The 22,367-nt window shown below is 42.9% G+C and carries 18 protein-coding genes; 9 read left to right on the forward strand and 9 right to left on the reverse strand.

The window, feature by feature from the left end; translation table 11 throughout:
- Window positions 1-69 precede the first annotated feature (69 nt).
- Window positions 70-972 (forward strand): hypothetical protein, encoded by a 903-nt coding sequence (locus tag PNK_RS02835; RefSeq protein WP_059060177.1) that lies wholly within the window; start codon window positions 70-72, stop codon window positions 970-972.
- Between the two features lie 58 nt (window positions 973-1,030).
- Here PNK_RS02835 and PNK_RS02840 read toward each other — a convergent pair whose 3' ends face one another.
- A complete protein-coding gene (locus PNK_RS02840) occupies window positions 1,031-2,449 on the reverse strand; it encodes a dipeptidase (protein ID WP_032125146.1) in 1,419 nt (472 codons plus the stop codon).
- A gap of 138 nt (window positions 2,450-2,587) precedes the next feature.
- Entirely contained in the window at window positions 2,588-3,940 is a 1,353-nt protein-coding gene (locus tag PNK_RS02845) for a M48 family metallopeptidase (RefSeq protein WP_059060179.1), read from the reverse strand.
- Between the two features lie 228 nt (window positions 3,941-4,168).
- On the opposite strand from PNK_RS02845, the gene PNK_RS02850 reads away from it, so the two are divergent.
- The 3 genes from PNK_RS02850 (at window position 4,169) to PNK_RS02860 (ending at window position 8,412) form a co-directional block, all read left to right on the forward strand.
- A complete protein-coding gene (locus PNK_RS02850; RefSeq protein WP_059060181.1) occupies window positions 4,169-5,278 on the forward strand; it encodes a protein-tyrosine phosphatase family protein in 1,110 nt (369 codons plus the stop codon).
- A 272-nt stretch (window positions 5,279-5,550) separates the two neighbouring features.
- A complete protein-coding gene (locus PNK_RS02855; RefSeq protein WP_079992777.1) occupies window positions 5,551-7,227 on the forward strand; it encodes an arylsulfatase in 1,677 nt (558 codons plus the stop codon).
- A 189-nt stretch (window positions 7,228-7,416) separates the two neighbouring features.
- The gene (locus PNK_RS02860) at window positions 7,417-8,412 is read left to right on the forward strand and encodes a dipeptidase (protein WP_059060183.1); all 996 of its coding nucleotides are present in this window, start codon (window positions 7,417-7,419) and stop codon (window positions 8,410-8,412) included.
- 496 nt (window positions 8,413-8,908) lie between these two features.
- Here the strand turns inward: PNK_RS02860 and PNK_RS02865 are convergent, their stop codons facing one another.
- Together PNK_RS02865 and PNK_RS02870 are read right to left on the reverse strand one after the other, a co-directional pair.
- Entirely contained in the window at window positions 8,909-11,914 is a 3,006-nt protein-coding gene (locus PNK_RS02865; protein WP_231909277.1) for an insulinase family protein, read from the reverse strand.
- A 202-nt stretch (window positions 11,915-12,116) separates the two neighbouring features.
- Complete coding sequence (locus tag PNK_RS02870; RefSeq protein ID WP_032125151.1) at window positions 12,117-12,296, reverse strand: DUF1328 family protein; 180 nt, start codon at window positions 12,294-12,296, stop codon at window positions 12,117-12,119.
- A 432-nt stretch (window positions 12,297-12,728) separates the two neighbouring features.
- Here PNK_RS02870 and PNK_RS02875 point away from each other — a divergent pair, with 432 nt between their 5' ends.
- Genes PNK_RS02875 through PNK_RS02890 form a run of 4 tightly spaced genes read left to right on the forward strand, consistent with a single transcriptional unit; the run spans window position 12,729 to window position 17,236 of the window.
- The gene (locus PNK_RS02875; RefSeq protein WP_059060185.1) at window positions 12,729-13,586 is read left to right on the forward strand and encodes a CDP-alcohol phosphatidyltransferase family protein; all 858 of its coding nucleotides are present in this window, start codon (window positions 12,729-12,731) and stop codon (window positions 13,584-13,586) included.
- A gap of 7 nt (window positions 13,587-13,593) precedes the next feature.
- Entirely contained in the window at window positions 13,594-14,949 is a 1,356-nt protein-coding gene (locus PNK_RS02880) for an FAD-binding oxidoreductase (RefSeq protein WP_059060187.1), read from the forward strand.
- Complete coding sequence (locus tag PNK_RS02885; protein ID WP_158021674.1) at window positions 14,946-15,998, forward strand: hypothetical protein; 1,053 nt, start codon at window positions 14,946-14,948, stop codon at window positions 15,996-15,998. Before PNK_RS02880 ends, PNK_RS02885 begins: the two co-directional genes overlap by 4 nt.
- Before the next feature lie 17 nt (window positions 15,999-16,015).
- The gene (locus PNK_RS02890) at window positions 16,016-17,236 is read left to right on the forward strand and encodes a (Fe-S)-binding protein (protein ID WP_059060190.1); all 1,221 of its coding nucleotides are present in this window, start codon (window positions 16,016-16,018) and stop codon (window positions 17,234-17,236) included.
- A gap of 100 nt (window positions 17,237-17,336) precedes the next feature.
- Here the strand turns inward: PNK_RS02890 and PNK_RS02895 are convergent, their stop codons facing one another.
- Window positions 17,337-18,179: an NADAR family protein gene (locus PNK_RS02895; protein WP_059060192.1), complete on the reverse strand. Its 843-nt coding sequence runs from the start codon at window positions 18,177-18,179 to the stop codon at window positions 17,337-17,339.
- 595 nt (window positions 18,180-18,774) lie between these two features.
- On the opposite strand from PNK_RS02895, the gene PNK_RS02900 reads away from it, so the two are divergent.
- Window positions 18,775-19,968 carry a hypothetical protein gene (locus tag PNK_RS02900; protein WP_059060194.1) on the forward strand — a complete coding sequence of 398 codons (1,194 nt, stop codon included), beginning with the start codon at window positions 18,775-18,777 and terminating at the stop codon, window positions 19,966-19,968.
- Window positions 19,969-20,034: 66 nt separating this feature from the next.
- Here the strand turns inward: PNK_RS02900 and PNK_RS02905 are convergent, their stop codons facing one another.
- From PNK_RS02905 to PNK_RS02920, 4 genes are all read right to left on the reverse strand, one after another.
- On the reverse strand, window positions 20,035-20,871 hold the full coding sequence (locus PNK_RS02905; protein ID WP_059060196.1) for an NADAR family protein: 837 nt from the start codon (window positions 20,869-20,871) through the stop codon (window positions 20,035-20,037).
- A 97-nt stretch (window positions 20,872-20,968) separates the two neighbouring features.
- Window positions 20,969-21,586, reverse strand: a complete 618-nt coding sequence (lexA, locus tag PNK_RS02910; RefSeq protein ID WP_059060198.1) for a transcriptional repressor LexA — start codon at window positions 21,584-21,586, stop codon at window positions 20,969-20,971.
- The gene (locus tag PNK_RS02915) at window positions 21,583-21,777 is read right to left on the reverse strand and encodes a phosphatase PAP2 family protein (protein WP_231909278.1); all 195 of its coding nucleotides are present in this window, start codon (window positions 21,775-21,777) and stop codon (window positions 21,583-21,585) included. Before PNK_RS02915 ends, lexA begins: the two co-directional genes overlap by 4 nt.
- 10 nt (window positions 21,778-21,787) lie before the next feature.
- Window positions 21,788-22,261 carry a phosphatase PAP2 family protein gene (locus PNK_RS02920; RefSeq protein WP_079992782.1) on the reverse strand — a complete coding sequence of 158 codons (474 nt, stop codon included), beginning with the start codon at window positions 22,259-22,261 and terminating at the stop codon, window positions 21,788-21,790.
- Between the last annotated feature and the right edge of the window lie 106 nt (window positions 22,262-22,367).

A 22,367-nucleotide genomic window follows, 5' to 3' on the forward strand; every position in this document is an offset into this window, starting at 1 on the left:
AAATCTTTTAAATAAATTTTAATGAATTGTTTTAGATTATTAGTAACAAATAAAAAACAAGGAGACCAGATGAGCTACCCCTATAATGTTACACAGTATCCAACGCTTTATCCTAATCTATACACGCCTTCGGCACCTTTTCAAGAAATGCCTTTAGAAATGCCTCAGACAACTTACCCGATTCCAACATACTCACAAACTTACCAGACTGGCTTTAACCCTTATATGCCACAGACTGTAAGACCTGTTCTAACGCAAGCCATGAATACAGCAACCAACCAGTTATTGGCTAAAGCACAAGAAGCTGCTTCTTCTGTCTTGCCTGTCAATGAGCCCTTGCATTTTCAACAAGCTCAAGCCCAACCTCGTGACAATAACGTGGTAGCCGCTCCCCTTTACGTCGATTTATCTCGCAGAGAATACAATGTCTTTTCTAGCCGCAGCGACAATCACTACCATATGAATAATGAAGGGAAAGATGATACAGGAATGCGTGCTTTTGCGGTTGTTGCTGGCTTGATTGTTGCAGGTGTTTCTGCTTATTTCTTGGGCAAGGCTATTGCTCAGAATGAAGACGAGCAGGAAGGAAGCGTCAAGTTTCAAACGTTAAAAGATCGATGGGAGACAAATAAAGAAGTTTATAATGCACAAGACGGGATATTGGTCGACATGATCGATCAGGTCGCTGATAAAACGAGTGCAATTTTAAGCCGTCAGCAGACGAATAGAACGCATAAGATTGCGATGGTAGCGCTCTTCTTTTTAAGCGGATCAATGGCTGTTGCTGGTGGTTTAATGGCATCTAGCCTGCTAATGGGCGCAGGCCTTGTAACAGGAGCTGCGGCTGGTGTATTTGCACTATACAAGCTTGGATACAATTACTTCAGCAAGCGCGATACAAAAGATGCACAAGAAATCCACGATAATTTGTCTCAAATTATGCAACGCCAAATGCTTTTACAGGTTGTTTAATTGTTAAACCAATTCAGCAAAAAGGGCAGGTGTTTCCTGCCCTTTTTGCTTTAATGGATTAATTATTGCTCAGAGGTGCTTTTGGTGGGTGCTCGGCCAGTAATTCAATGGCTCTTGCTATGATGAGCATTCCTTTTTCAAGGCGGTCCACTCCAAAATGTTCATTGGGTGCGTGGATTTGATCCGTTGTCAATCCAAGCCCAAGCAGGATGACTTCACCACTGCATGCGGCTGCTAATTCGGGGACAATGGGAATCGATGCTCCCTCAAATATAAATTCGCAAGGCACTCCAAAGACTTCTTGGAAAGCGGTGGAAAAAGATTTAACGACTTGTGCCTGCGAGCTTACTCTCACAGCCTTTCCTTGCCCTTGATGAATATTGACGCGCACTTGAATTCCTTGGGGGGCGACTTCTTTTAAATGATTTTCGATCAGTTTGGCGATTGTTTCAGGATTTTGATTGGGAACGAGCCTGCAGGAGAGTTTTGCAAAAGCTTTGGCAGGAATCACCGTTTTAAAACCTTTGCCTGTATAGCCGCCATGAATGCCATTAATTTCAAGAGTTGGCCTTACCCAAGCTCGTTCTAAAGCCGTACGGTCTTTTTCTCCGCCTCCAGGATAGGCGCCGGTCACGTTTTGATAGTCTGCTAGATCAAGGTGGAAAGAGACTAAAGAACGCTCTTCTAAAGACATTTCTTCGACGTTGTCGTAAAAACCAGGAACTGTGATTTTTCCTTTAGCGTCTCGCAAGGAGGCAAGCATGCTTACTAAGGCATGAATGGGATTGATGACAATGCCGCCATGTGAGCCTGAATGGAGATCTGTATGAGAACCTTGGACTTCAACTTCCATGGTCAGGATGCCTCGGATCCCGAGCGTAACGGCTGGGATCTGTGCATCGCGCAGGCCTAAATCGACAATCGCCACATAATCAGATTGTAAAGGAACTTTTTTTGCAGCGAGTAGGCGAGAGAGTCCGGCACTGCCCATCTCTTCTTCCCCTTCGATACAAAGCTTGACATTAAGGGGAAGCTTGCCATGCTGGTCGATATAGAATTTTAAGGCTTGCAGAACGTAAAAACACTGTCCTTTATTGTCCTGAGCGCCTCTTGCATATACTTCCCCTTCCCTAAGAGTTGGATTAAAGGGATCGGATAGCCATTCATTGAGAGGATCGACTGGCTGAACATCGTAGTGATTGTAAATGAGCAGGGTCGGTTTATCGGGTCCGGCTTCTAAGTTAGATGCAAAAATAACGGGATGTTCATTCGTCGGCCAAAGTTCGACAGAAAAACGAAGGGCTTTTAAATAATTCATAATCCAGTCAGCACAGGCCTGCATGGATTCTTTAAACTGAGGTTCGGAGCTGATGCTTGGAAAACTTAAAAAAGTGTAATAATCTTGAAGCCATTCAGTTCGATGTTGGTCGATGAGCTTCTTCATTTCAGCCAAGCTATTAGGGATGGGTGTGACCATAATAGTATCCTTATCTGACATCTTTTTCATACTAGGGCGTGTTGTCAAATTCATAATGCCTACATGTAAGATTATTTCCTAGGTAGGTTGAAGCAAAAACTGTAGGTAGTATTTTATAGTATTCCCAAAGTTTTTGCTTCAAGCTGCCTGGAAAGAACTTAAATAAAAAAGGGCTCCGCTGCCTGCTATCAATGCAATAAAATAAAGCCAAAGCCATTTTTTGACGCGGCGATGATGCTGTCTGACGAGTTGTGGATTGGCAATGGCGGCTTCTAAAAATTGAATGCGTTGTTGAATGCTAAAGTGATGCCAACTTGGATGATTGTGAGAATTACCTGTGACGATACCAATGCGATCGAGGGCTTGAATGAGATAGCTTGGCGGAAGGGTATGCTCAAAAATGTGAAGGTCGGCCTGTCTTTCAAACAAACGGGAAAAAAAGCCGAAGATTAGGCGGAAATAGAGAGCTAGCAGAAGAGCGTAGCATCCAAATAAAAGAGCCGTTACAAGGATCTCCCCACTCTTTTCTGAAATATCCATCAAATTCAAAGTAATGAGATAGCGATTTAAAAAGAGCAAGCCGGCTGCTCCAGCAAGAAGCATGCCCATCAAAATAAAAGGGTAAATCAGCAAGTGCCTGTAGCGATTATGTCCGATTTCATGAACGAGAATGGCCTCGATTTCTTCTTTTTGAAAGCGTGCTAATAAGGGAGGAGTAAACATAATATAGCGTGTAAATGGGAAGATGCCGATGATTCCAGCTGTGAAGTGATGTTTCATGATCATCCACATGTAGATTCCAGCATGCTTAAAACGGAGGCTTTCGCAAACCTTTTCTAAATGTTCCATTAAGTCCTTATTTTGAATGGGTTGACATTGCCAACATCTTATCATGAGGGGAGGCATGATCCCAATAGCAATTGTCAAGAGAGTGAGGCTGATTCCAACCAGAAGAACTCCTTGCAAAAGAGTATTCGATGCATGCATAAATCGATACCAAGCGGGAAATTGACCCAGAATGTCGAACACAAAGCTAAAGATGAGAAAGGGGAGGCAAAAGGGAACGATGAATAACAGTTGATTGACTGCTTGTTTCCACGCATGTTTGGCTGAATGGCGAAAGACGAGAAGATGTTGCCAATAGTGAGCCCAGCCAAGGCCTCCTAAATAGAGCATAAGCGCAAAAAGTGTAAAAGGAGTGGTAAAAGATCCAATCATCCATACGCGTTGAGCTCCCAAGCCAATATGATAGATGCTCAAAAACACAAGCAGCTCTACTTGGACGAGTAAGGAATAAGCATTGCGAAGGCGTTGATTGCTTTGCGACCACCACCTAGCTTGCAGATATAAAATAAGGATTAGAAACAAATAAAGGAGCAGCCCCCATTCAAAACCTTCTTGAGGAGTCGTTCCCCACATCTGAGGCTGTAAATCGGGAACATAATTCAGCAGTGCTAATACAAGCAGCATAAAAAATAGATTGGCAAACATCGCACCATTGACCCTTTTAGACTAAAATCCAAAGTTCAAATTAAGATTCATCCTTGGAGCCAATGCTCACTTAAGATCGATCATCCGATTTCTTGTTCGTTCTTTAATCCTTGATGACACCATAGTGAATCATATTTATTTAATCAAATAATGAAAGATATTGTTTGAAAATAGTGTGTTATTTAATATCGGATCACGATTTTGTATTTTAATAATTTATAGGTTTATATGAATTGTGATGTTTTAAGTTTATCAGCAGATAGTATTAATGATACCTTTTTAAAAAACAGTCAAGAATTGGTGCTCGATACATCGCCGATCGATGGAGTTGCAAAGTCGACGATGAAGCAGCTTCATGAGGGGTATCAATTTGCCAAGGCACGTTCTGATTTTAAAGCGGAGAAAGAGAAACAAGATGATATCACTCATCTGTTTCCGACTACTGTTAGAGATGAATCTTCAACGTTGAATCTTTCTAAAGATTTAGAAACTATCTTCTTACAGATACAGCCTGTTAGCAAAGCTTTTTCGACTATAGATTTTAAAACAGAGTTCGACCGATTGAGAAAGAAGACGCAAGCGATGTTTGCGGAAGTCAAAGAGGGAGCACAGATTGAGCTGCTCTTGTGTAATCAAAGCTGCCGTTTTGACGATATTTTTTGTCCTTTAGCGACATGGGTAGGGATCGGATCTCCCGAGGGTTTGTATTTGCACGCTAATCACGTCACTTTGGCTGACGCAACTTGCATTGCCACGCAGTATCCTTTGCACATACCCCTATTTTGGATGCTATGCGATAAGGATGCTTTGATAGTTGATTTGACTAATCAAGGTGATATGCAAAAAGGGCTGGTGTCTTACGTTCCCCTTTCTAAAGGAGAGACGCTGTCAATAAATGGTACGACAATTAATTGTACGGATGAAAAAACGTTAACCTTCAATTTAAAGGAATATCGCTATAGCGGTGATGAGGGAAGGAAGAAAATAGATGCTCGTCGCATTCACTATACGGGATGGGATGATCATAGGGGTTTGGATGATCGATTGAGTGAACTCAATCAGATTGTTGATCTAGTCGAAGAAGCTCTGTCTAAAAAACAACAGGTCATTATTCATTGCCGAGCAGGTGTTGGCAGAACTGGAACCGTGCTTGTGGCAGCGGCTTTAAAGCGATTGATTAGGCAAGGCAAAGTTGATGCCTCTAATTTAAATCAAGTCATCGACGATCTCGTTTTGGAAGGGCGCAGACAACGCGGTCCTGAAAGCGTGCAAACGGTTGCTCAGTATCGTTCGATTTGGGAATCTGGTAAAAATTGGCTCGAAAGCGCGATTCAATAGCTAACGGTTTTTATCTTCTAGATTCTTAATTAGCGAGTCTTTAAGCGAAGACTCGCTATTGGTTCCCTTCTTAAGTCTCACCTATTTCGGCTTCTAGTTAATTGCTGTAGAATGCGAGAGTGACTGTCTGCTCTATTTAAAATTAAAACTTGACTGAATTCAGCTTGCAAAATATGAAATAACTAAGATCCCAAATAGCACTCGCCTAGCCGCTGTAATATCACTGGAATGCGGGATTAGAAATGATCAAACTAAGAAAAATGAGGAAATATATGAAATGGAGTCAATTCCTTTCCAGTGTGGCCTTCTTGTTTGTGTCGATCCCGCTTTTCGGCGCTAACGATGCGGCTCAAACGAATGCTAAGAAACCCAATATTTTAGTCATCATGGGCGATGACGTAGGCTGGTTCAACATAGGTGCTTATCACCGCGGTGTCATGTCTGGTAAGACGCCCAATCTTGACAAGCTTGCGAGTGAGGGGATGCTATTTACAGATTACTATGCCGAAGCCAGCTGTACAGCAGGCCGCGCGAATTTTATTACAGGGCAGCTCCCAATCCGTACGGGGTTAACGACTGTTGGGCAGGCGGGAGCGGATGTTGGACTCCCGGCCCAGGCATGTACGATCGCCACAGCACTCAAGGCGCTTGGCTATAGCACGGGTCAATTCGGCAAAAACCACTTAGGCGACTTAAACAAATATCTGCCGACTGTGCATGGATTTGACGAATATTTTGGCTATCTCTATCACCTTGATGCGATGTCAGATCCTTACTGGTTTGATTATCCACAGGAATGGATTGATAAAACAGGTCCGCGCAATCTCATTCATAGCTGGGCAACAAATGTCGATGATCCGACAGAGCAGCCGCGATGGGGCAAGGTTGGCAAACAGAAAATTGTGGATGAAGGGCCATTGGCGCCATTTCCAGACATGAAGGATAGGCAGAATTGGCAGGTTAGTCGCCCAGCTAAGTATGATATGCAAACCTTTGATGACGTGATTGTTAAAAGCTCTAGTGACTTCATGGATAAGGCTAAATCAGATGGCAAGCCGTTTTTCATTTGGCACAATACCACGCGCATGCACGTTTTTACTTATCTTTCGCCTAAGTATCAGGCGATGATGAATCCCTCGAACAATTACAATGTAGAAGAAGCCGGAATGGCTCAAATGGATGATAGTATTGGCAAGCTTCTTAAGCATTTAGAGGAGATTGGGGAGGCGAATAACACTATCGTTATTTTCACGACTGACAATGGAGCAGAAGTTTTTACTTGGCCGGATGGGGGCATGACACCCTTTCGGGCAACTAAGGGAACGGTATTTGAAGGCGGTTTTCGGGTTCCGTGCATTGCCCGTTGGCCTGGCCACATTAAAGCTGGGGTGATTGAAAATGGCATTTTCTCTGGTCTCGACTGGTTTCCAACGCTCCTGGCAATAGCTGGCAATGCTGATATCACGGATCAGCTACTCAAAGGCGTGAAGCTCGGAGAGCAAACGTACAAAAATCACCTCGATGGGTACAATCAGTTGAATCTGCTGCTCGGAAAAGGGCCTTCAGCCAGGCATGAGATCTTCTATTTTGGTGGAGCAGAGCTTGGCGCCATTCGGATTGATAATTTCAAATTCCAATTTTTCCAACAGCCTTGGGGATGGCCAGGAGAGAAAGTGACGACCGATATGCCGACTATTGTAAACCTCCGCCAAGATCCATTTGAGAGAACGCCTGCCATTCGCGGGGAGAGCCTAAACCACTTGGGTGGCGGCTATATGAACGACTTCTATGCACGCCAGTTTTGGCGCTTTGTCAGCGTTCAAAAGGAGGTTGAAAAGCTTGCCTTGACAGCTATTGATTATCCTCCTATGCAAGCGCCAGCCTCTTTCAATTTATCGGCAATCAAGGCCAAGGTTGATGCAGCTATTAAGGCTAGCCAGGGTCAATAATGCACTATGCTTGTGGCAGGCGTTTTCTAAAAACGCCTGCCAGGTAAGAGATTTTGCAAGGTTGTTGTTCCATCGGCCAAAAACTTCTCTTTGTATGCGAATAGATTTCCAATTTTCCGGTTCATTGGTGTATAAGGGGTGGCAAGATTAATTTTCTCACCCCCCTAATCTCACTCTATGATGGATAACATGATTCCCGTAGCAGATCTTCATTGCGATCTTCTTTGCTATTTAGAAGAAAATCCGGCTCGCACCCCCTACGATTCAGTTGTACGTTGCTCGTTTCCGCAGCTGATGAAGGGTCATGTTAAACTTCAGACCTTAGCCAATTTTACCCATACCGGTCCTTTATCGGTCAAAAAGGGAATGGCTCAAGTCCAACTTTACCGTCAATTAGCGTTGCTTTATCCCAAGGACGTTAAAAGGGGGCAAATGCCTTTTAGCATGCCAGGGCAAACCGATCCTGTTGCTCTTTTGATGGCTTTTGAAAATGCATCTGGTTTTTGTGGCGAGGAGGAACCTCTTAAAGACGGTATAAACCGCTTACAGGCAGTTATTCGGGATGTGGGTAAGCCCTTGTATATTAGTCTAACCTGGAATACAGAAAATCGGTTTGGGGGCGGCGCATTGACGAATTGCGGCTTAAAAGAAGATGGCAAGCGTTTATTGGAAGAGCTGAATGGTCAAGGAATAGCCATTGACTTAAGCCATGCATCCGATCCTTTGGCTTACGAGATGATTGATTACATTGAAAATAAAGGTTTGGACATACCTTTAATGGCTAGCCATTCAAATGCACGCGCAATTAAAAATGTGCCTCGCAACTTGCCGACAGATATTGCTAAAGAATTATTTCGAAGAAGGGCGATTGTTGGGCTCAATCTTTACGGCCCTTTTGTTGGATTAAGCGAAGAAGCCATTCTTCAACATCTCGCTTTTTGGTTAGAGCTTGGAGGCGAAAAATACATGTGCTTTGGATCCGACTTTTTTTATGAAGGTGACTTTTCTACAATTCAGCGAGTCAAAGGGCAAGACTTATTCTTTAAACGCTATCCGGATGCGTCTTGTTATCCGGCTTTAATCGAGTTTATCCGAAAGGAATTAAAGCTTAGCGAATCGATTGTGCATCAATTGGCTTATCAAAATGCCGTCGATTTTTTAAACCGGTTAGGCGCAAAAATCTAGCCGTTTGTAAGAGGTTCATGGTTTTAAGACACTTATGATAGTTAGAGGCAGCTTGGGCTGACTTCAAATCAGCGATGATTGTTCTGTTTTAAGGATAGCAACTTTGCCCTTCTTATTCCCGGATTGCTATCTTATCAATCGGGTGCTTCCCGAACCCTTATCATTTTCTATCCAATTTACCTACAGTTTATTACGTCACGTGGGCTATGAAATCAGTCGGCCTAAAGGCCTCCAACACGCGTTCACTTTACTTCATAGACGTTAACAAAAAGAGTGGGCTTGGATAGGAAGAATCAGATTTGACAAATTTCTATCCAGCAGCCCGTTTGGAGGCAGATGTATGAGAGGCCTTTAGGCCGACTGATTTTAAAGCCCATAGTGAGTGATTAGCGAACTGTGGGTAACGGAATAAAAAATAATAAGAGCTCTTAGGAAAGGTTTACCCCTAGACTTTTGTTTTTTTAATCTTTGTTGATGTGCCATCAGGAACTAAGGTTTAAATCCCTTCAATGATAAGGGGAGAGTAGCCTCCTTCTTGCAGTTCATGATTGGCTTTTTCGAGTAATTCTTTGCCTGCGAAAACGACAGAGGCTCCTTTATCCATTTGCGGGGTAATGACCCGTTTGACTGCACCCATCACATCTTCTTTGGTAAGGCTAAGGAGTTTTGTCCTGAAGGCTTGGCGCACTTCCAGCGTTTTTCCTTCGCGCAACCAGCCATAGGCTAATTCTGCACGGCTGCCGGGAGAGATTGGAGAGTCTAAAGTCTGAATCATTTCAAATTTAGCTTCTTCTAAATCGGAATCGTCAAATTCCCCTTTGATGATTGTATCGATGGACTCCTGAAAAGCTTTAAAAGTGCTCAGCACGTTTGGATCTCGATAAGAGTAAAAATAGAAATTGCCTGACATGGGATTGCTGACCGCCCCACCACCATAGGCTCCGCCTTGTTCGCGGATACGTGCATGCAGCGTCAAATTATCGAATAAAAAGGCTGCAATATTTAAGGCGGGTGCGTCTGGGTTGGTATAGGAAAGAGTCGGAAACACTTTGCCAATAAAAGCCACAGGAGAAGCTATCATGCGTCCTTGAGATGGAACAGGAGACAGAGGGAAATTGCCTTTCCAATGATTAAACGGCCGCATTTCAATGTCTTTGAGTCCGTAGAAGCCATGTCCCTTTAATTCATCGTAAGTAGCGCTATTGCAGCTTAAAACAAGATGGGGATTTTCTAAACAGGTCACTCTTTGCTGAATGTCTTGCAGTTTGGCTAGCACGTAAGGTCCTTGCTTATCAAGATCTTTAACAATATCCCGGATTTTCCAGTAGTAATTGAGGCCGTAAAGATCATTGGCGACTTTAGAAGCTGTATTAAGCGCACTGGCCGATAAATTGATCGCGTATTTGAGGGCACTCTGATTTAGTCGGCTTTCCATGCCGGTAAAGTGCTTCAACAGGATTTCCTTGAAGCGAGCCAGGTTATCCACATGAGCCGATGTGATCGTGTCGAGCATCAATGGAAAAAGTTTAGAGGCTTTGCGATGCAAGGCCTTTCCTCTCAAATGAAATGTAGGCGTAAACTGGTTATAATTGTTCGCCTGCAGATTTAAGCTGATTCCAGCTCCAATTCCCCCTGTGTGACCTTGAATATAATCGAGATTTTCTGCGTAGTCTCGATTACCACATCCGACCTGGGTTAAAATGACCGTTAAGAGCCGTAGGTAAGGGAGGTCCTCTTCTGATAAAGCGGGTAAGTCGTAGATGAGATCGGCGTAAACAATGTCATTGGTAAAAACCGGGTAGTGAAAAGTTGTTAAATGGCCGACTTTTTCTTGATGCAAAGGATAATCGCGCGCAGTCAGAGGAATGTCTTGCAAGGAGACTTTCGGTAAAATTTCAATGTCTTCTTCTTCCTGCTCTTTTTGAAAGTTCGAAAGCATTTCTGCTTTTTCGATCAGTGCCTGGATTTGCTGCCCGGATAAAGACGCTTTGATCGTTTCTAATTGATACCTTTCTTGCTCGGCTTCCTTGGCTCCTAAGGTTTTGTCGGGCCTCATGACGATACGCACGAAATGGGGATTATCTAGAAGATATTTTTGAATGAGATGGCTGAAGTAATGGGGATCGGATAAGGTACGCTTGCGAACTTGATTAAAGAGCGAGTGAATCATCAATCCTTGCTCAGGCTCGGCTCCATGTTGCTTTAACAAGCCCGATCGCATAAACAGCGATAAGCCAAATGGGGCATGATCGCCAGTGATTTCACTGCGGTAAAATTCGAGCTGATGAATGGCATTTTCGATTGTCTGGATGGAGATTCCCGTTCTTGCAATCTCTCGCAACGTGTCTTTGATCAGCTTTTCCAAATCATCGGCTCGTTCAGGATTGCATCCCTTTAAGATGACTCCCCAAGGAATTTCATTGAGTTCGATGTCGATAAATGAGTTGGCTTGTTTGCACCAACCTGACTTTAAAAGAACCTTTTTTAAAGGAGAGGCATCTGTATCCATTAAAATGATTTCTAAAATATTTAAAGCCAATACATCTTCTTGCTCTAATATATGGCAGGTTAGCCACCCATAAGCTAAAAGTGTTTTGTCTGTTATCTCCTCTTCTGGAGCAATCGGATAGGTTAAATCTAAGTAGCGAGGTTCTTTAAAACGCGGCTGAAATGGGATCGGCGGAAGAGGAGGTGTGCTCTCAGTTTGATTTAAAGTTTGAGCGGCAATAAAGTCTAAGTGTCCCTCTAAGGGCATATTGCCATAAAAAAAGAAGAGGCAGCGGCTGGGGTGATAAAATGTATGGTAAAATTCCAGGAGTTCTTGGTAGGTAAGGCTTGGAATGGCTTCGGGATCACCCCCTGAATTGACGCCATAGGTAATATCTGGAAATAAGCCGGCATTAATGGCTTCTGCAAGGCGTGCACTTGGTGAAGAAAGAGCTCCTTTCATCTCATTATAGACGATTCCTTTGTATTCCAGAAGCGAACTCGAATCGGTTGGATTGGAAAATTCTAAGCGATGCCCTTCCTGTGCAAAACTAAGTTCTTTAATGTTTGGATGAAAGACTGCATCAAGATAGACCTCTAAAAGATTATAGAAGTCTTTATGTACTTGAGAAGCAGCTGGATAACAGGTGAAGTCAGCTCCTGTTAAAGCATTCATGAACGTATTTAAGCTACGTCTATTCATGGCAAAGAAAGGATCTTTTACAGGGAATTTTTTTGATCCGCAAAGAACGGTATGCTCTAAAATATGTGCAACGCCATTGGAATTGTGAGGCAGAGTTTGAAAAGAAAGACAAAATAAATTTTCTGGATCCTCATTGCCAATATGCATGACACGTGCGCCGCTAGGCTCGTGAATGAGTTCGCGCAAAAAACACTGTAGTTCGGGAATCTCTATGGCTTTTGTTACTTTGAAGTGGTTGTAGGTTTGACCAACGGTATTAAGGCGAGAAGGCTTGGCAATCATGTTTGGAGATCCTGCATTTAATATGTACACAAAATACCTGAAAATGGGCTTTTGGGCAACGCGAAAGCTCCTGCAGAGAATAACTATTTCTGAGAACAATGTGTAAGGGCCATGAGGAAAATAAGCTTCAATTTTCATGAAAAAAGGGAAATATGCACTTCCCTCTTGAAGAAAGACAATCAATGCTCTTGCCTTGTTAATCCTAAAATGCCCTTTTTAACCTTATGAGCATTCAAACGGCTGGCGGACCTTTGCGGCCAAGGAGTCCAAAGAGAAGTGAAATTAAGAACAAAACGAGGAAAAGGTAGAAGAGTATTTGTGCAATTCCACTGGCTGTTGCAGCTACTCCACCAAAGCCAAAAATAGCGGCAATGATTGCGATAATCAAAAAGGTTAACGCCCAACGTAACATATGACCTCCATTTTCAAAGACAGCTCAAAGTGTTTAAATAAGACAGGTTCCTTTCTAACTCTACTCGAACATTCATTCCAGCTTGTGAAGGAACTGCTGGAAAACTGGCTTTTAGTTCTTCTCATACTCTCTAGCATTGATTAAGCCACCGTATTCCCATTCGTTATTAAAACGATAAGAGCGCCAGCCCCGGCTGGAAAGGATCTAAAAGTCAATCCTTCAGATGCTTTATGTATAAACAATTATAAAGAAAAGTCAAATAAAAATTTTACGTTCTTTTGTTTATTAATTTTAGTGGCTTTGTGTATAACTAACGGGCAGGATTTCTAGTATTAATAAATAAGAATTTTATATAGACTGATGACAGCTATCCATGAGGAGTCCGCTAAGGGTCGAGTATGTTTGTAGGATAGGGAGGGAAAAGAGCTGAGCATGAATCCACAAAAGCTGAAAAAAATTTATTTATTGCCCAATGTGATCACGGCATTTGGGTTGTCGTGTGGTTTATTTGTCATTTTTAAAATGAATATGACTGGCATTGGTGAGGCGACTCCCCAAATTTTAACGGCTGTTACAGCGATTTTATTATTGGCAGCTTTTGCTGACTTGCTGGACGGAGCCGTTGCGAGGGCTATTAAGGCCGAGAGCGAATTTGGTGGAGTATTTGACTCTTTGGCGGATGCGATTTCATTTGGAGTTGCCCCTTCCGTCATTATTTTGAAAAGCTTATCGGTTGTACCAGGTACGCAGCTCTCTTTTTTAGTCACCATGGCGGCAATTATTTTTTCTTTGTGCGGCGTGTTGCGCTTAGTCCGGTTCAACGTGGCTGCATTGGAAGCTAAGAGTAATGCAGAGCTTGCTATCGCGCACAAAAAGCATTTCACGGGTTTGCCAATTCCTGCAGCAGCAGCGGCAGCAGTGTCATTAAATCTCTTCTTATTTGAAAGCGACATTCCTTGGATGAGCCATTTATCGAACACTGCGCAAACGTGGATTTTATCTATCATGCTTATGTTGGTTGGCTACTGCATGGTAAGTCGTTGGAAATTTCCGAGCATTAAAAGCTTAGAAATCCGAGTGTCTTCTTTTCGTCTTGTTTTCCTGACTGTGTTAAGCGCTGTTTTAATTTTCTATGGGATTCTTCATCACTTTGCTTTAGTCTTTGCAGCGCTATCTTGGGGATATATTATCGTAGCATTGGTCTTAGCCGTCATTCGCGTTGTGGCTGGAAGGCGGTCGAAAACGCTAGAAGAGTTTGAGCCTGAGCCAGATGAGTTGGAAGAGGACTAAGAGCGGAATGACCACTCTTTCGTCTTCCGAATCTTGTAAATCAGATTCCCCTCAATCGATTTATCTGCTGGGAAACGCGCAAATGCCACCCCTTTTAAAGCGCTACAGGCTCTTGCGAGAAGCTTTTGTTGGCAGGGGGGAATTTTTATCGGCAGATGAAGAGCCCGAATGGCTGGCCTGCTATGACAGAGACAGCCAGCACATGCATACCCTCCTTCCGCTGCTCGTTTTTCGTCCCTATACTACAGGGGATATTGCTCCTTTTATTCAAGCCTGCTCCCAAGAAAATATTCCTGTTAGGGTTAGATGCGGAGGGACTTCTTTGACCGGCGCGTCTGTTGCGCCGCCTGAAGGGGTTCTTGTTTTGACAGGGCACTTTAAGTCAATTTTGCATTATCAAAGCCAGGATGGAAAAGCAACCATTGAGCCTGGCGTGACTCCAGATGAACTCAATGCGTTAGCTGAAGCTGGCGGGTGGTGGCTACCTTTAGAAATGGCAACGAGCGGTGCTGCAGGGTTAGCCGGTTGTCTGAGCTGCCACGCAAAAGGCTATCACCAGCGGGGGCGTCCTCTTTTTCAATGTATTCGGTCAGTGACGATTGTTGATGGAAAAGGAGAGGTATTAGACGTTCCATTCCAGCTCATGTGTGGAACTGAAGGGATATTTGGAATTGTCATCCGCTTGGAATTGCAGCTGATGCGCAGGCCTGAAAAACGCCTGCAGGCTGTTTGCCAGCTGCCGTGGAAATCCCTATTCATTCAGCTTCCAGTATTGCAGCACTATCAAGCTCTAGTTGGTTTGTCTTGGCAGAATAATCGGTTTACCTTTCACTTAGAAGGGGAAGAGTGGCGAGTTGCTCCGGCCCTCGATTACATTATTAAACAGTGCGAAGCAGCTGTTGTAGATTCACCTTTCCGGCCATTTTATCCGCAAACAAGTGCAAAGCAGTTCATTTTAATTAGCAGCGCTTGCAAGCCAACAGCACTGCCAAAGGGTATTGAATTTGCTGAGGAGTGTACGAAAGAGCTTGAACTCCGCTTGCTTGTTTGGGCAGATGTGTGGTCCGGTGCAATCCACCTACAGCTATGCTCTGACAAAGATTTGTATGACTTCAATCGATCTATTGCGCATTTTTTATTATTGTGGATTGAGTGGTTAGAATCTGTAGAAGGCTTTTTAATTAGTGCTCATGGAATCGGTAAATTGCTAAGGCCCTATTTGCCTCCTTTTATCAAAGAAGAAGAGATTCGTTTTTTAAGACATCTGCAAATGGCTTTCGATCCATTCCAACTTTTTGCAAAAGATCACTTCTTTCCAGAGATTGGGAAAAGCATCGAGCAGCGTGTGATGAGGAGCGAATGATGCTAGCAATCTACGAAAAGCCAGGCGCGCATACACCTTGGCAATCCATTAATCAATTGCTGGATAGCCAGGAGCGCTTGGAATGGCGATCAGAAACTTGCATATCTTATTTATTCGCTCCAAAAACTCTCTCAAAGCTGTCAGCCCTCCTTTACCTTCTAAAAACCGAACAAGTCTCCTATGCCGTTCAAAATCAAGAACAAGGCGATATTGCAGAGAAAGGTGTTTGGATTTCCGTTCGCTCGTTTTCGCAAGCAGAGTGGCAAGGTGATGGACACATCGCGGTGGGGGCAGGCTCCAACTTGTTCCAATTGCAGAGCAAACTCCTTGAAGAGAAGTATGAGTTAGGGCTGGAGGATTTGGCCGGACGCCATCATTCAATCGCTTCATTCTTGTTAGAGGCTCCTCCTATGGGACTATTCTTGCGGCAAGAAGCTTTGTCTGAAAGATTATTGCAAGTTGAATGGGTTAATGGCGATGGCGGCATTGTCAAATGGGGAAGGGGGCTGCCTGGGATGGGCGGGCCTTGCTTGTCTCAGCTTATTTGGGGGCTTCGCAATTTGAAAGCCGTGCTTGTGAAGGTGCTCTTTAAAGCGTATCCCATTCCGCCGGAGCGTCTCTTGCTAAACTGGTCTTTTCTTAAGCGAGACGAGCTGTGGAAGCAGTTTGATCGCTTGCGCTCTTTGACGGCTACGTGGGAGCGTTTAGATCTTGTGATTCCAAATGATCCTTTGCAAAAAGGATTTCTTTTGGCTCAAATTTCAGGTTCCAAGGAAGAGATGAAGACGTTTTCGAGCCTTTGTCCAGAGTTTGCACGGGCAGAAACGAGCGACAGGCTTTGCCAGCTAAGAAAGTTTTTTGAGCAGCAGCGCTTTCAGTTTCAACCAATCAAATGCAGGGAAGAGACTGAACGAAAAGAGTTGGCAGGTTATTGCTGGTATCATGGTTTAACGGATCAATCGTGGTTTGTTCATCCATTTTCTCACAATGATACTATTGACGAACCGGCAGAGTGGAAAAAACGGTTTTGGAACTGTTTAAACAATTAAAAGCGTGATGAAAAAAAATGGATCCGGAGTCGTTAGAATTAAAACTTTCGCTGCTCGATGAATGGCAGTCGGCTTGTACACATTGTGGAATATGCTCCGATTCCTGCCTGACATTTCAAGAAACGGGGTGGGAGCATGACTCTCCACGAGGACGTATCCGTTTAGCACGAGATTTTATGAATGGAAAGGTTCAACCTCATTCCGCGGCTCTTACAACTTTTGATCAGTGCCTGGGCTGCCAAAGCTGTGAAATGAGCTGCCCTATCGCCGTTCCTTATCGACAGATTCGTCAAGCAGTTCAAGAACTGCGGGTTGATTTAAGGTCAGATTCTTCACTATCCTCTACGCATTATGGAAAATGGTCAACGCTTGCCTATCGGATTGGAAGTATTTTTTGGAGAGGCTATGGAATGTGGTGGCTGGCTTATCACCATCCATTTCTAAGGCTATCTAAGGGACGATTTAAAAAGAAGATCGAGCAAGAAGGTTTTAGAAAAGCCATTACCTTGGTTGTGAGTTGCATGCAGGACTTATTTAATCACGACTTGATTGAACAGGCGGTTCAATTTATTAACCGACTGGGATATCGTGTCTTAATAGACGACAATCAGCCGTGCTGTGGTGCTATTTTGGATAAATGTACGCAGGCTGGAGAAGAGGCCGTTGGTTTAGGGAAAATTAAGCAGCAGGCAATCATTCATCAAGGCAAACGAGTCGAAACTTTTTTAGATTGGCTGCCGAAAGAAGCCTATTTTCTTGGACAAAGTTGTCAGAGCTTTATCACGAATCAAAACCCGGAGCGTAGGAAAGTAGAGGGGGATCTCTATGCCTGGATCTTACACAGGCTAGTCGAACAAAAAAGACGGCTCGTTATCGATCCATGCACTGTTTACTATCAGCCCTATTGCGGTCAAACCAGCAAAGGGGATAATGATCCGATTCTACAATTGCTGCGTCAAATAGAAGGCCTGACCATCCGGCCAGTTCCTTTTTCTAAAAGCTGCTGTGGGGGCTTCGGAAATGAAGCCATCGATTGCTCTGAAAGGCAATTGTGGGGCAAATCAAAGTGGAATCAACTACCTCAAGGCTCGATTATTGTGATTACTTCTCCTGCTTGTTGGAAGCATTTAATCAACTTTCCAGAAAAAAACAGCCATCTCGTCTATCCTATACAACTTCTTTTTCAAGCACGCTTGGAGTTTCAGGAATATAATGGTACGAAGTTCAATGTAAAATGAGATTTATGCATTTTTCAGTTGCAAGCCTGCCCAGATCATAGGGCCTGATTGCTAGGCTTGCCTTCTTTGATTGATATGAATATAAAAGATTGGTTGAAAGCTATTCTCCAGTTATCTCGGCCCCGTCAATGCAATCATCCAGAACAGGCTCCATGATAGAAAAGGCTTTCAAATAGGCCCTCTCGCACATGAGAATTTTGCCTAAGTGATTTTCTCCATTCCCTCTTTCATGCGGATCGCTAGAACCATCGCCCCAAAAGTTGTTATCAGTGTGTTCTATTAGCTCTTGATCTGTCTGTATAAGCCAATCCTGCAATACCTCATTTTGTGAGAATTTCAGATGAATGAGCGAGGCCATGGTTTTTAATTTATCTTGTTTCACAAGCTCGGTTGTCGTAGTGCGGATTTTTTTTGCCTTACCCGGTTCGAGAGATTGGGCCAATTCTTGAAAGCCCTTATTATCTAATCTCGCTGCCATGTGGGCTTTATAAGCCGTCTCCACACAACCAAAAATAACTTTTTTATCCTTGCAGTAGATTAAAGAAAAAAAGAAATTTGAAAGCCATTGGTGAGTCCTGTGCTTCGAATTAAAAAATATTTGAGCGGCCTTTCTTTCGGAATGAGGGCTGCTTTTGCCTTTCTGCGCAAATGTCCATTCTCTGTTAAAACGCTTCACCAATTTTTCCACGCCTGTAATTTCACTGGCAATCGCATGTCCCTCTTTTAAAAGAGCCTGTGCTAAGAAAAGGAAGTAGTCATTTTTATTTTTGAACGTTAGCCTTTCAACGTTAAACGATAAAGAGGTTCTAAAATCTTTTGCGAACGTCCAGCCTTTATTAGATATAATGGGATAGCCTGTTTGAGCCTCTAAGAAATGGCTATAATCGCTTTGATATTTACCTTCATATTGAAGGAGAAGGAAACATAGATTTGCTGCTTGCATGAAGACACTCCTTTAATACAACTATTAAATATATCTGTTTGTTAACTGTTGATTATTTCCATGCGTTGTCTTTTAAGTGACAAGATTGAAGAATCCTCGCTATGGTTGATAAAAGGCAATTAAATCAGTGGAGAAATAAATTTAAGCAAGCCATTTAGGACGAATGCTTTGCACTCATCTGTTATGACATCGATAGCCGAAAATCAATTCGCAATGCAGGTGTTTAGAATCGTGCCTGAAGTCAACTTGATGAATGATTTGGCAATGGCTTAAAGGTAACTTTATGGCGAATTAAAGGCTACCTTTAAGCTTGCCGGCATGGAAACGATTAAATAATTAATTAGTTCTTCTCTCTTAATATAACCTATTTTAATTCTTATATTTCTATGTTATTAAACGATATGAATTGTGTAAAATTCCCTTTTTTTTGTATTTTCATGCAAATCTAGCTTTTTAGATGAGTTTACTAATAGTCATATAAAAAATGGTGGCTAAAATGGCTTTTAAATGGCTCTTAAAGCTATTTATTTACTATTGATTGCCATTTTATAACTGATATAATTGTAGTTTTATTATTTTAAAACAAGGATAGCCAATGATACCATTGTCGGATCAATTAAACACATATTACGCCACAATCGATACTAACGCGCCAGATTTAGTCTTTCTTGGTAATCGGGGAGTGGATAAAGGGAATGCGCGCAAGTGGATCAAGGCTCACGATGTAGAATATCATGAGGCATTAGAGGCATTAATTAATAGCGTGGATCATGTTTCATTTACACGATTTATGCGTGCTTTGAAGGTTTCGGTTAATGATTTCAATGAGCAATTAAACAAGTTAAAAGATAAGGATTTTGTTGTCCTGGTCGAAAAAAATAAGAGTAATCAATGGGTGGCAGAATTGGCTTATCGGTTGGGAGTGATTCCTACTCGCCATCTCCATTTGGGCGATAAGCAGGCACGGGTATTTGTGCAATATTTAGATACATTGGAAACGATCGTTAAGGGACAAAATCCGGAAGATCTCAAATTTCCAAGCAATGTTGTTTTGACAGATGATGGCTCCTATTCTGGCCAGCAGATTCAAGAACACGTTGTAAGTATTTTTCAAGCCATGACTGAGATTACTAAAAGGCATCCAAATCATGCAACGATTAAAATGCCTCATATCTTTGTGGTGGTTCCCTATATGACAGACACTGCGGTTCAGCGCATTGTCAATGAGTGCAAAAAGTATTCAAAAGGGGGAACCTTATTGCACATTGCCGAACATGAAAGGATTCCAACTGTTGCTGACAAAGTCGGCCCTCATTTTGCAATGCAGTTAAACGAACTCTTTTGGAGTGGAGAAAAGGATGGGGCAAGCACGAGGGGGACTATCATAAATGATCATAAGATTCCAAACGATGTATCTTTTCCAGGTGCTCTTGTGACGGGCTCCGTTTATCCAAGCCCAAGGCAGAAGCAAGAGTCTTCGAGCCAAAGTTCTTCAGATGTTCCCGAGGTGTTTTTGAGAGGGAGGGCGCATTCCTTTACTTATGGCAAAAAAGAGGCCTTGGAGCGCAAGCAAGGGGAAGAAGAGGCTCTTAAACAGGAGAGTCCTTCAATCTTAAAAAAAAGAGCTAACTCATTTAGTTATGGAACTACAGTGCCTGTGGACTATTCAGACGAGGCCAATCGGCCATCCGTGTCGACTATGCAAGAAGGGATAGGAAGAAAAAGAGGAATGTCCTTAAAAATGGACCCTCCTGTTATTCCTTTTACACCTGTTTATAAGACCAACTAGATTTGACATTTGCATTCATTAAGGATGAGAAAGCCTTGCAGGCTTTCTCATCCTATTGCTAAGGCGTTAATTGAGATCATCAACTGCCGTATCAGTGCCTTCATACTCATCTGCTTCATTTAAAGTTCTTCTGTAGTTCATGAGGATTTTTCCCAAATAATTCGATCCATTTCCTTTTTCGGCTGTCTTAGAACCATCTCCCCAAAACGAGTTATCCGTATGCTCAACCAGTTCCACTGTCGTTTGAGCGAGCCAGTCGGTCAGAATGGGGTTTTGGGAAAACTTGATCTGAATCATGACCTTCATTGTCTTTAATCGATGTTCATCTGAGCGCTCCATCATAGGAGAGTTGATTTTTTTAGCTTTATTGGGATCCATAGATTTGGCCAACTCCTGAAACGCCTTGGAGTGTTGGGTTGTGGTCGTATGGGCTTTGTAAGCAGTTTCGACGCAGCTAAAAATAGTTTTTGAAGCGCTGCAAAAGATGAGAGTTGGAAAGAAATTGGAGAGCCAATCAAACATTTTATTTTTAGAATTAAAGAGGATCGGGTTTACACTTTTATCCATGAAATTGCCGTTTTTCCCTTTCTGCGCCAAAGTCCACTCGATATTAAAGCGTATGACCAGTTTTTGTATGCTTTGAACATTGTTAGCGAGTTGATTTCCTTCTTCTAAGATAGCTTGAGCCAAGAATTTAAAATAGTCTTCGCGATTGGAAAAGGTTAATTTGTTGCCCTTGGATTTGGTTGTCTGCAATGAGCTTTTGCACTCCTTTGCAAGCGTCCAGCCTTTCGACGTGATGATGGGATACCCACCCTTGGAATCAAATAAAGACGTATAATCACCCGAGGTGCTTTTTTCATATTCAACTATAAGAGTGGAAAGATTGTTAGGTGACAGCATAAATAAACTCCTTAATTGTAAGAGGTAGAGCATCAATTTAGTAGGCAACATTGTAAGGCTATTAAGCGCAGTTGACGTTTGATTTAAGGGTACTCATTTAAAAGGCGCGCATGAGTCCGGTTAGAATACCTTGAATAGATAAGTGTTCGTGTCTCAAAGTTAAGGGCTGTTGATGGGAATGCGTGCTTTCTAAACGAATATAGTGCCCTTCTGGAAAATAGCGCTTAATGATTGTGTCGTGCTGGTTGATGAGTCCAACAATTGTTTCGCCTGCTTGGACATTTGGGCGTGCTTCTACCAAGAGAAGGTCCCCATCTTGAATCAGTTCTTCGTGAAAACTATCACCTTGAACCTGTAAAATATAGGTGTTATCCGGGTTATGCACGAGTGAGGCAGGCACTGCGATGGTTTGGGATTGAATGAACATTTCAATCGGATAGCCGGCCATGATGTGGCCGATCAAGGGAAGCCCAACCTCTTGTTTGAAGTTTGAGTTGACTGTAGAAGCTGCCGGCATGAGAGAGCGGCTGCATTGTTTTTCGGCAGTAAGCAATCCCTTACGTTGAAGGGTTTGAATGTGTTTATAGACTGAACCTGGAGAAGTAAAGCCAAAATGGCGCATAATTTCTCGGTAGCTTGGAGAGTAGCGATTTGTATCGATGAATTGCTGGATGAAAAGAAGAATGTCTCGCTGCCTAGGTGTGAGTCCTTTCATGATGAATCGCTATTTAACAATAATTGATAGAGTCCAGCAGCCGTTAGCCACATGATTAGGGCAGAGACAAGAATATCGGAGAGAAAATGCCCCCCTTGTGCGATGCGTGCAAGACTCAAAGCACCGCCAAGAAAGAGTGTTAAGATCCATCCCGCTTGATAAAGCTTGCGATTTTGATAGTACTTTCCCAAGAAAATAAAGCTAAAAAAATAAAAAGCCGACTGTAGCATGACCGCAGGGGAAAGATTTGGAGGGCTCGTTTGAATGGGAAAAACGGGGCTCATAGTAGGGGCGAAAAGTTTGCTCTCCTCCAAATTCTATGATTTGCTTGGGACGAGGACGGCCCCAATGATCTTTTAAAATGGCATGGACGATAAGCCCAGATCCAAGGCTCAGCACAAGGATAAGATATAGGCTGCCGCGCCTTAGAGTTTTCCAATGGGGTAAGAAATAAGAGGCTATCCAACCTAAAAGGGCTAGGCCGACTGCTATCCAAGCCGGAAAAATGGCATAGTGGTAGATCCATGAAAAATAACGCGAGGTGTCAAAGCTCTCCCCTTGATAAAACCAATGACTGACTGCTAAATCTACTTGGGAAGACCAGGGTGTATAAAGGGCTAGAAGCAGCAAGGGGATGATTACTGTAGGAGTCCAAGAGAGGGATTTATTCATCATTTGGGTACAATCAATCTCATTTTTTAAATTACTTTAATACTATTAACCCTTTAAATCCAGTAATTTAGTGAGGTCGGAAAGGAGAGGGTTTGGTATAGACTTAGTT

It is taken from the genome of Candidatus Protochlamydia naegleriophila (genome assembly GCF_001499655.1).
Classification (GTDB): Bacteria; Chlamydiota; Chlamydiia; order Chlamydiales; family Parachlamydiaceae; genus Protochlamydia; species Protochlamydia naegleriophila.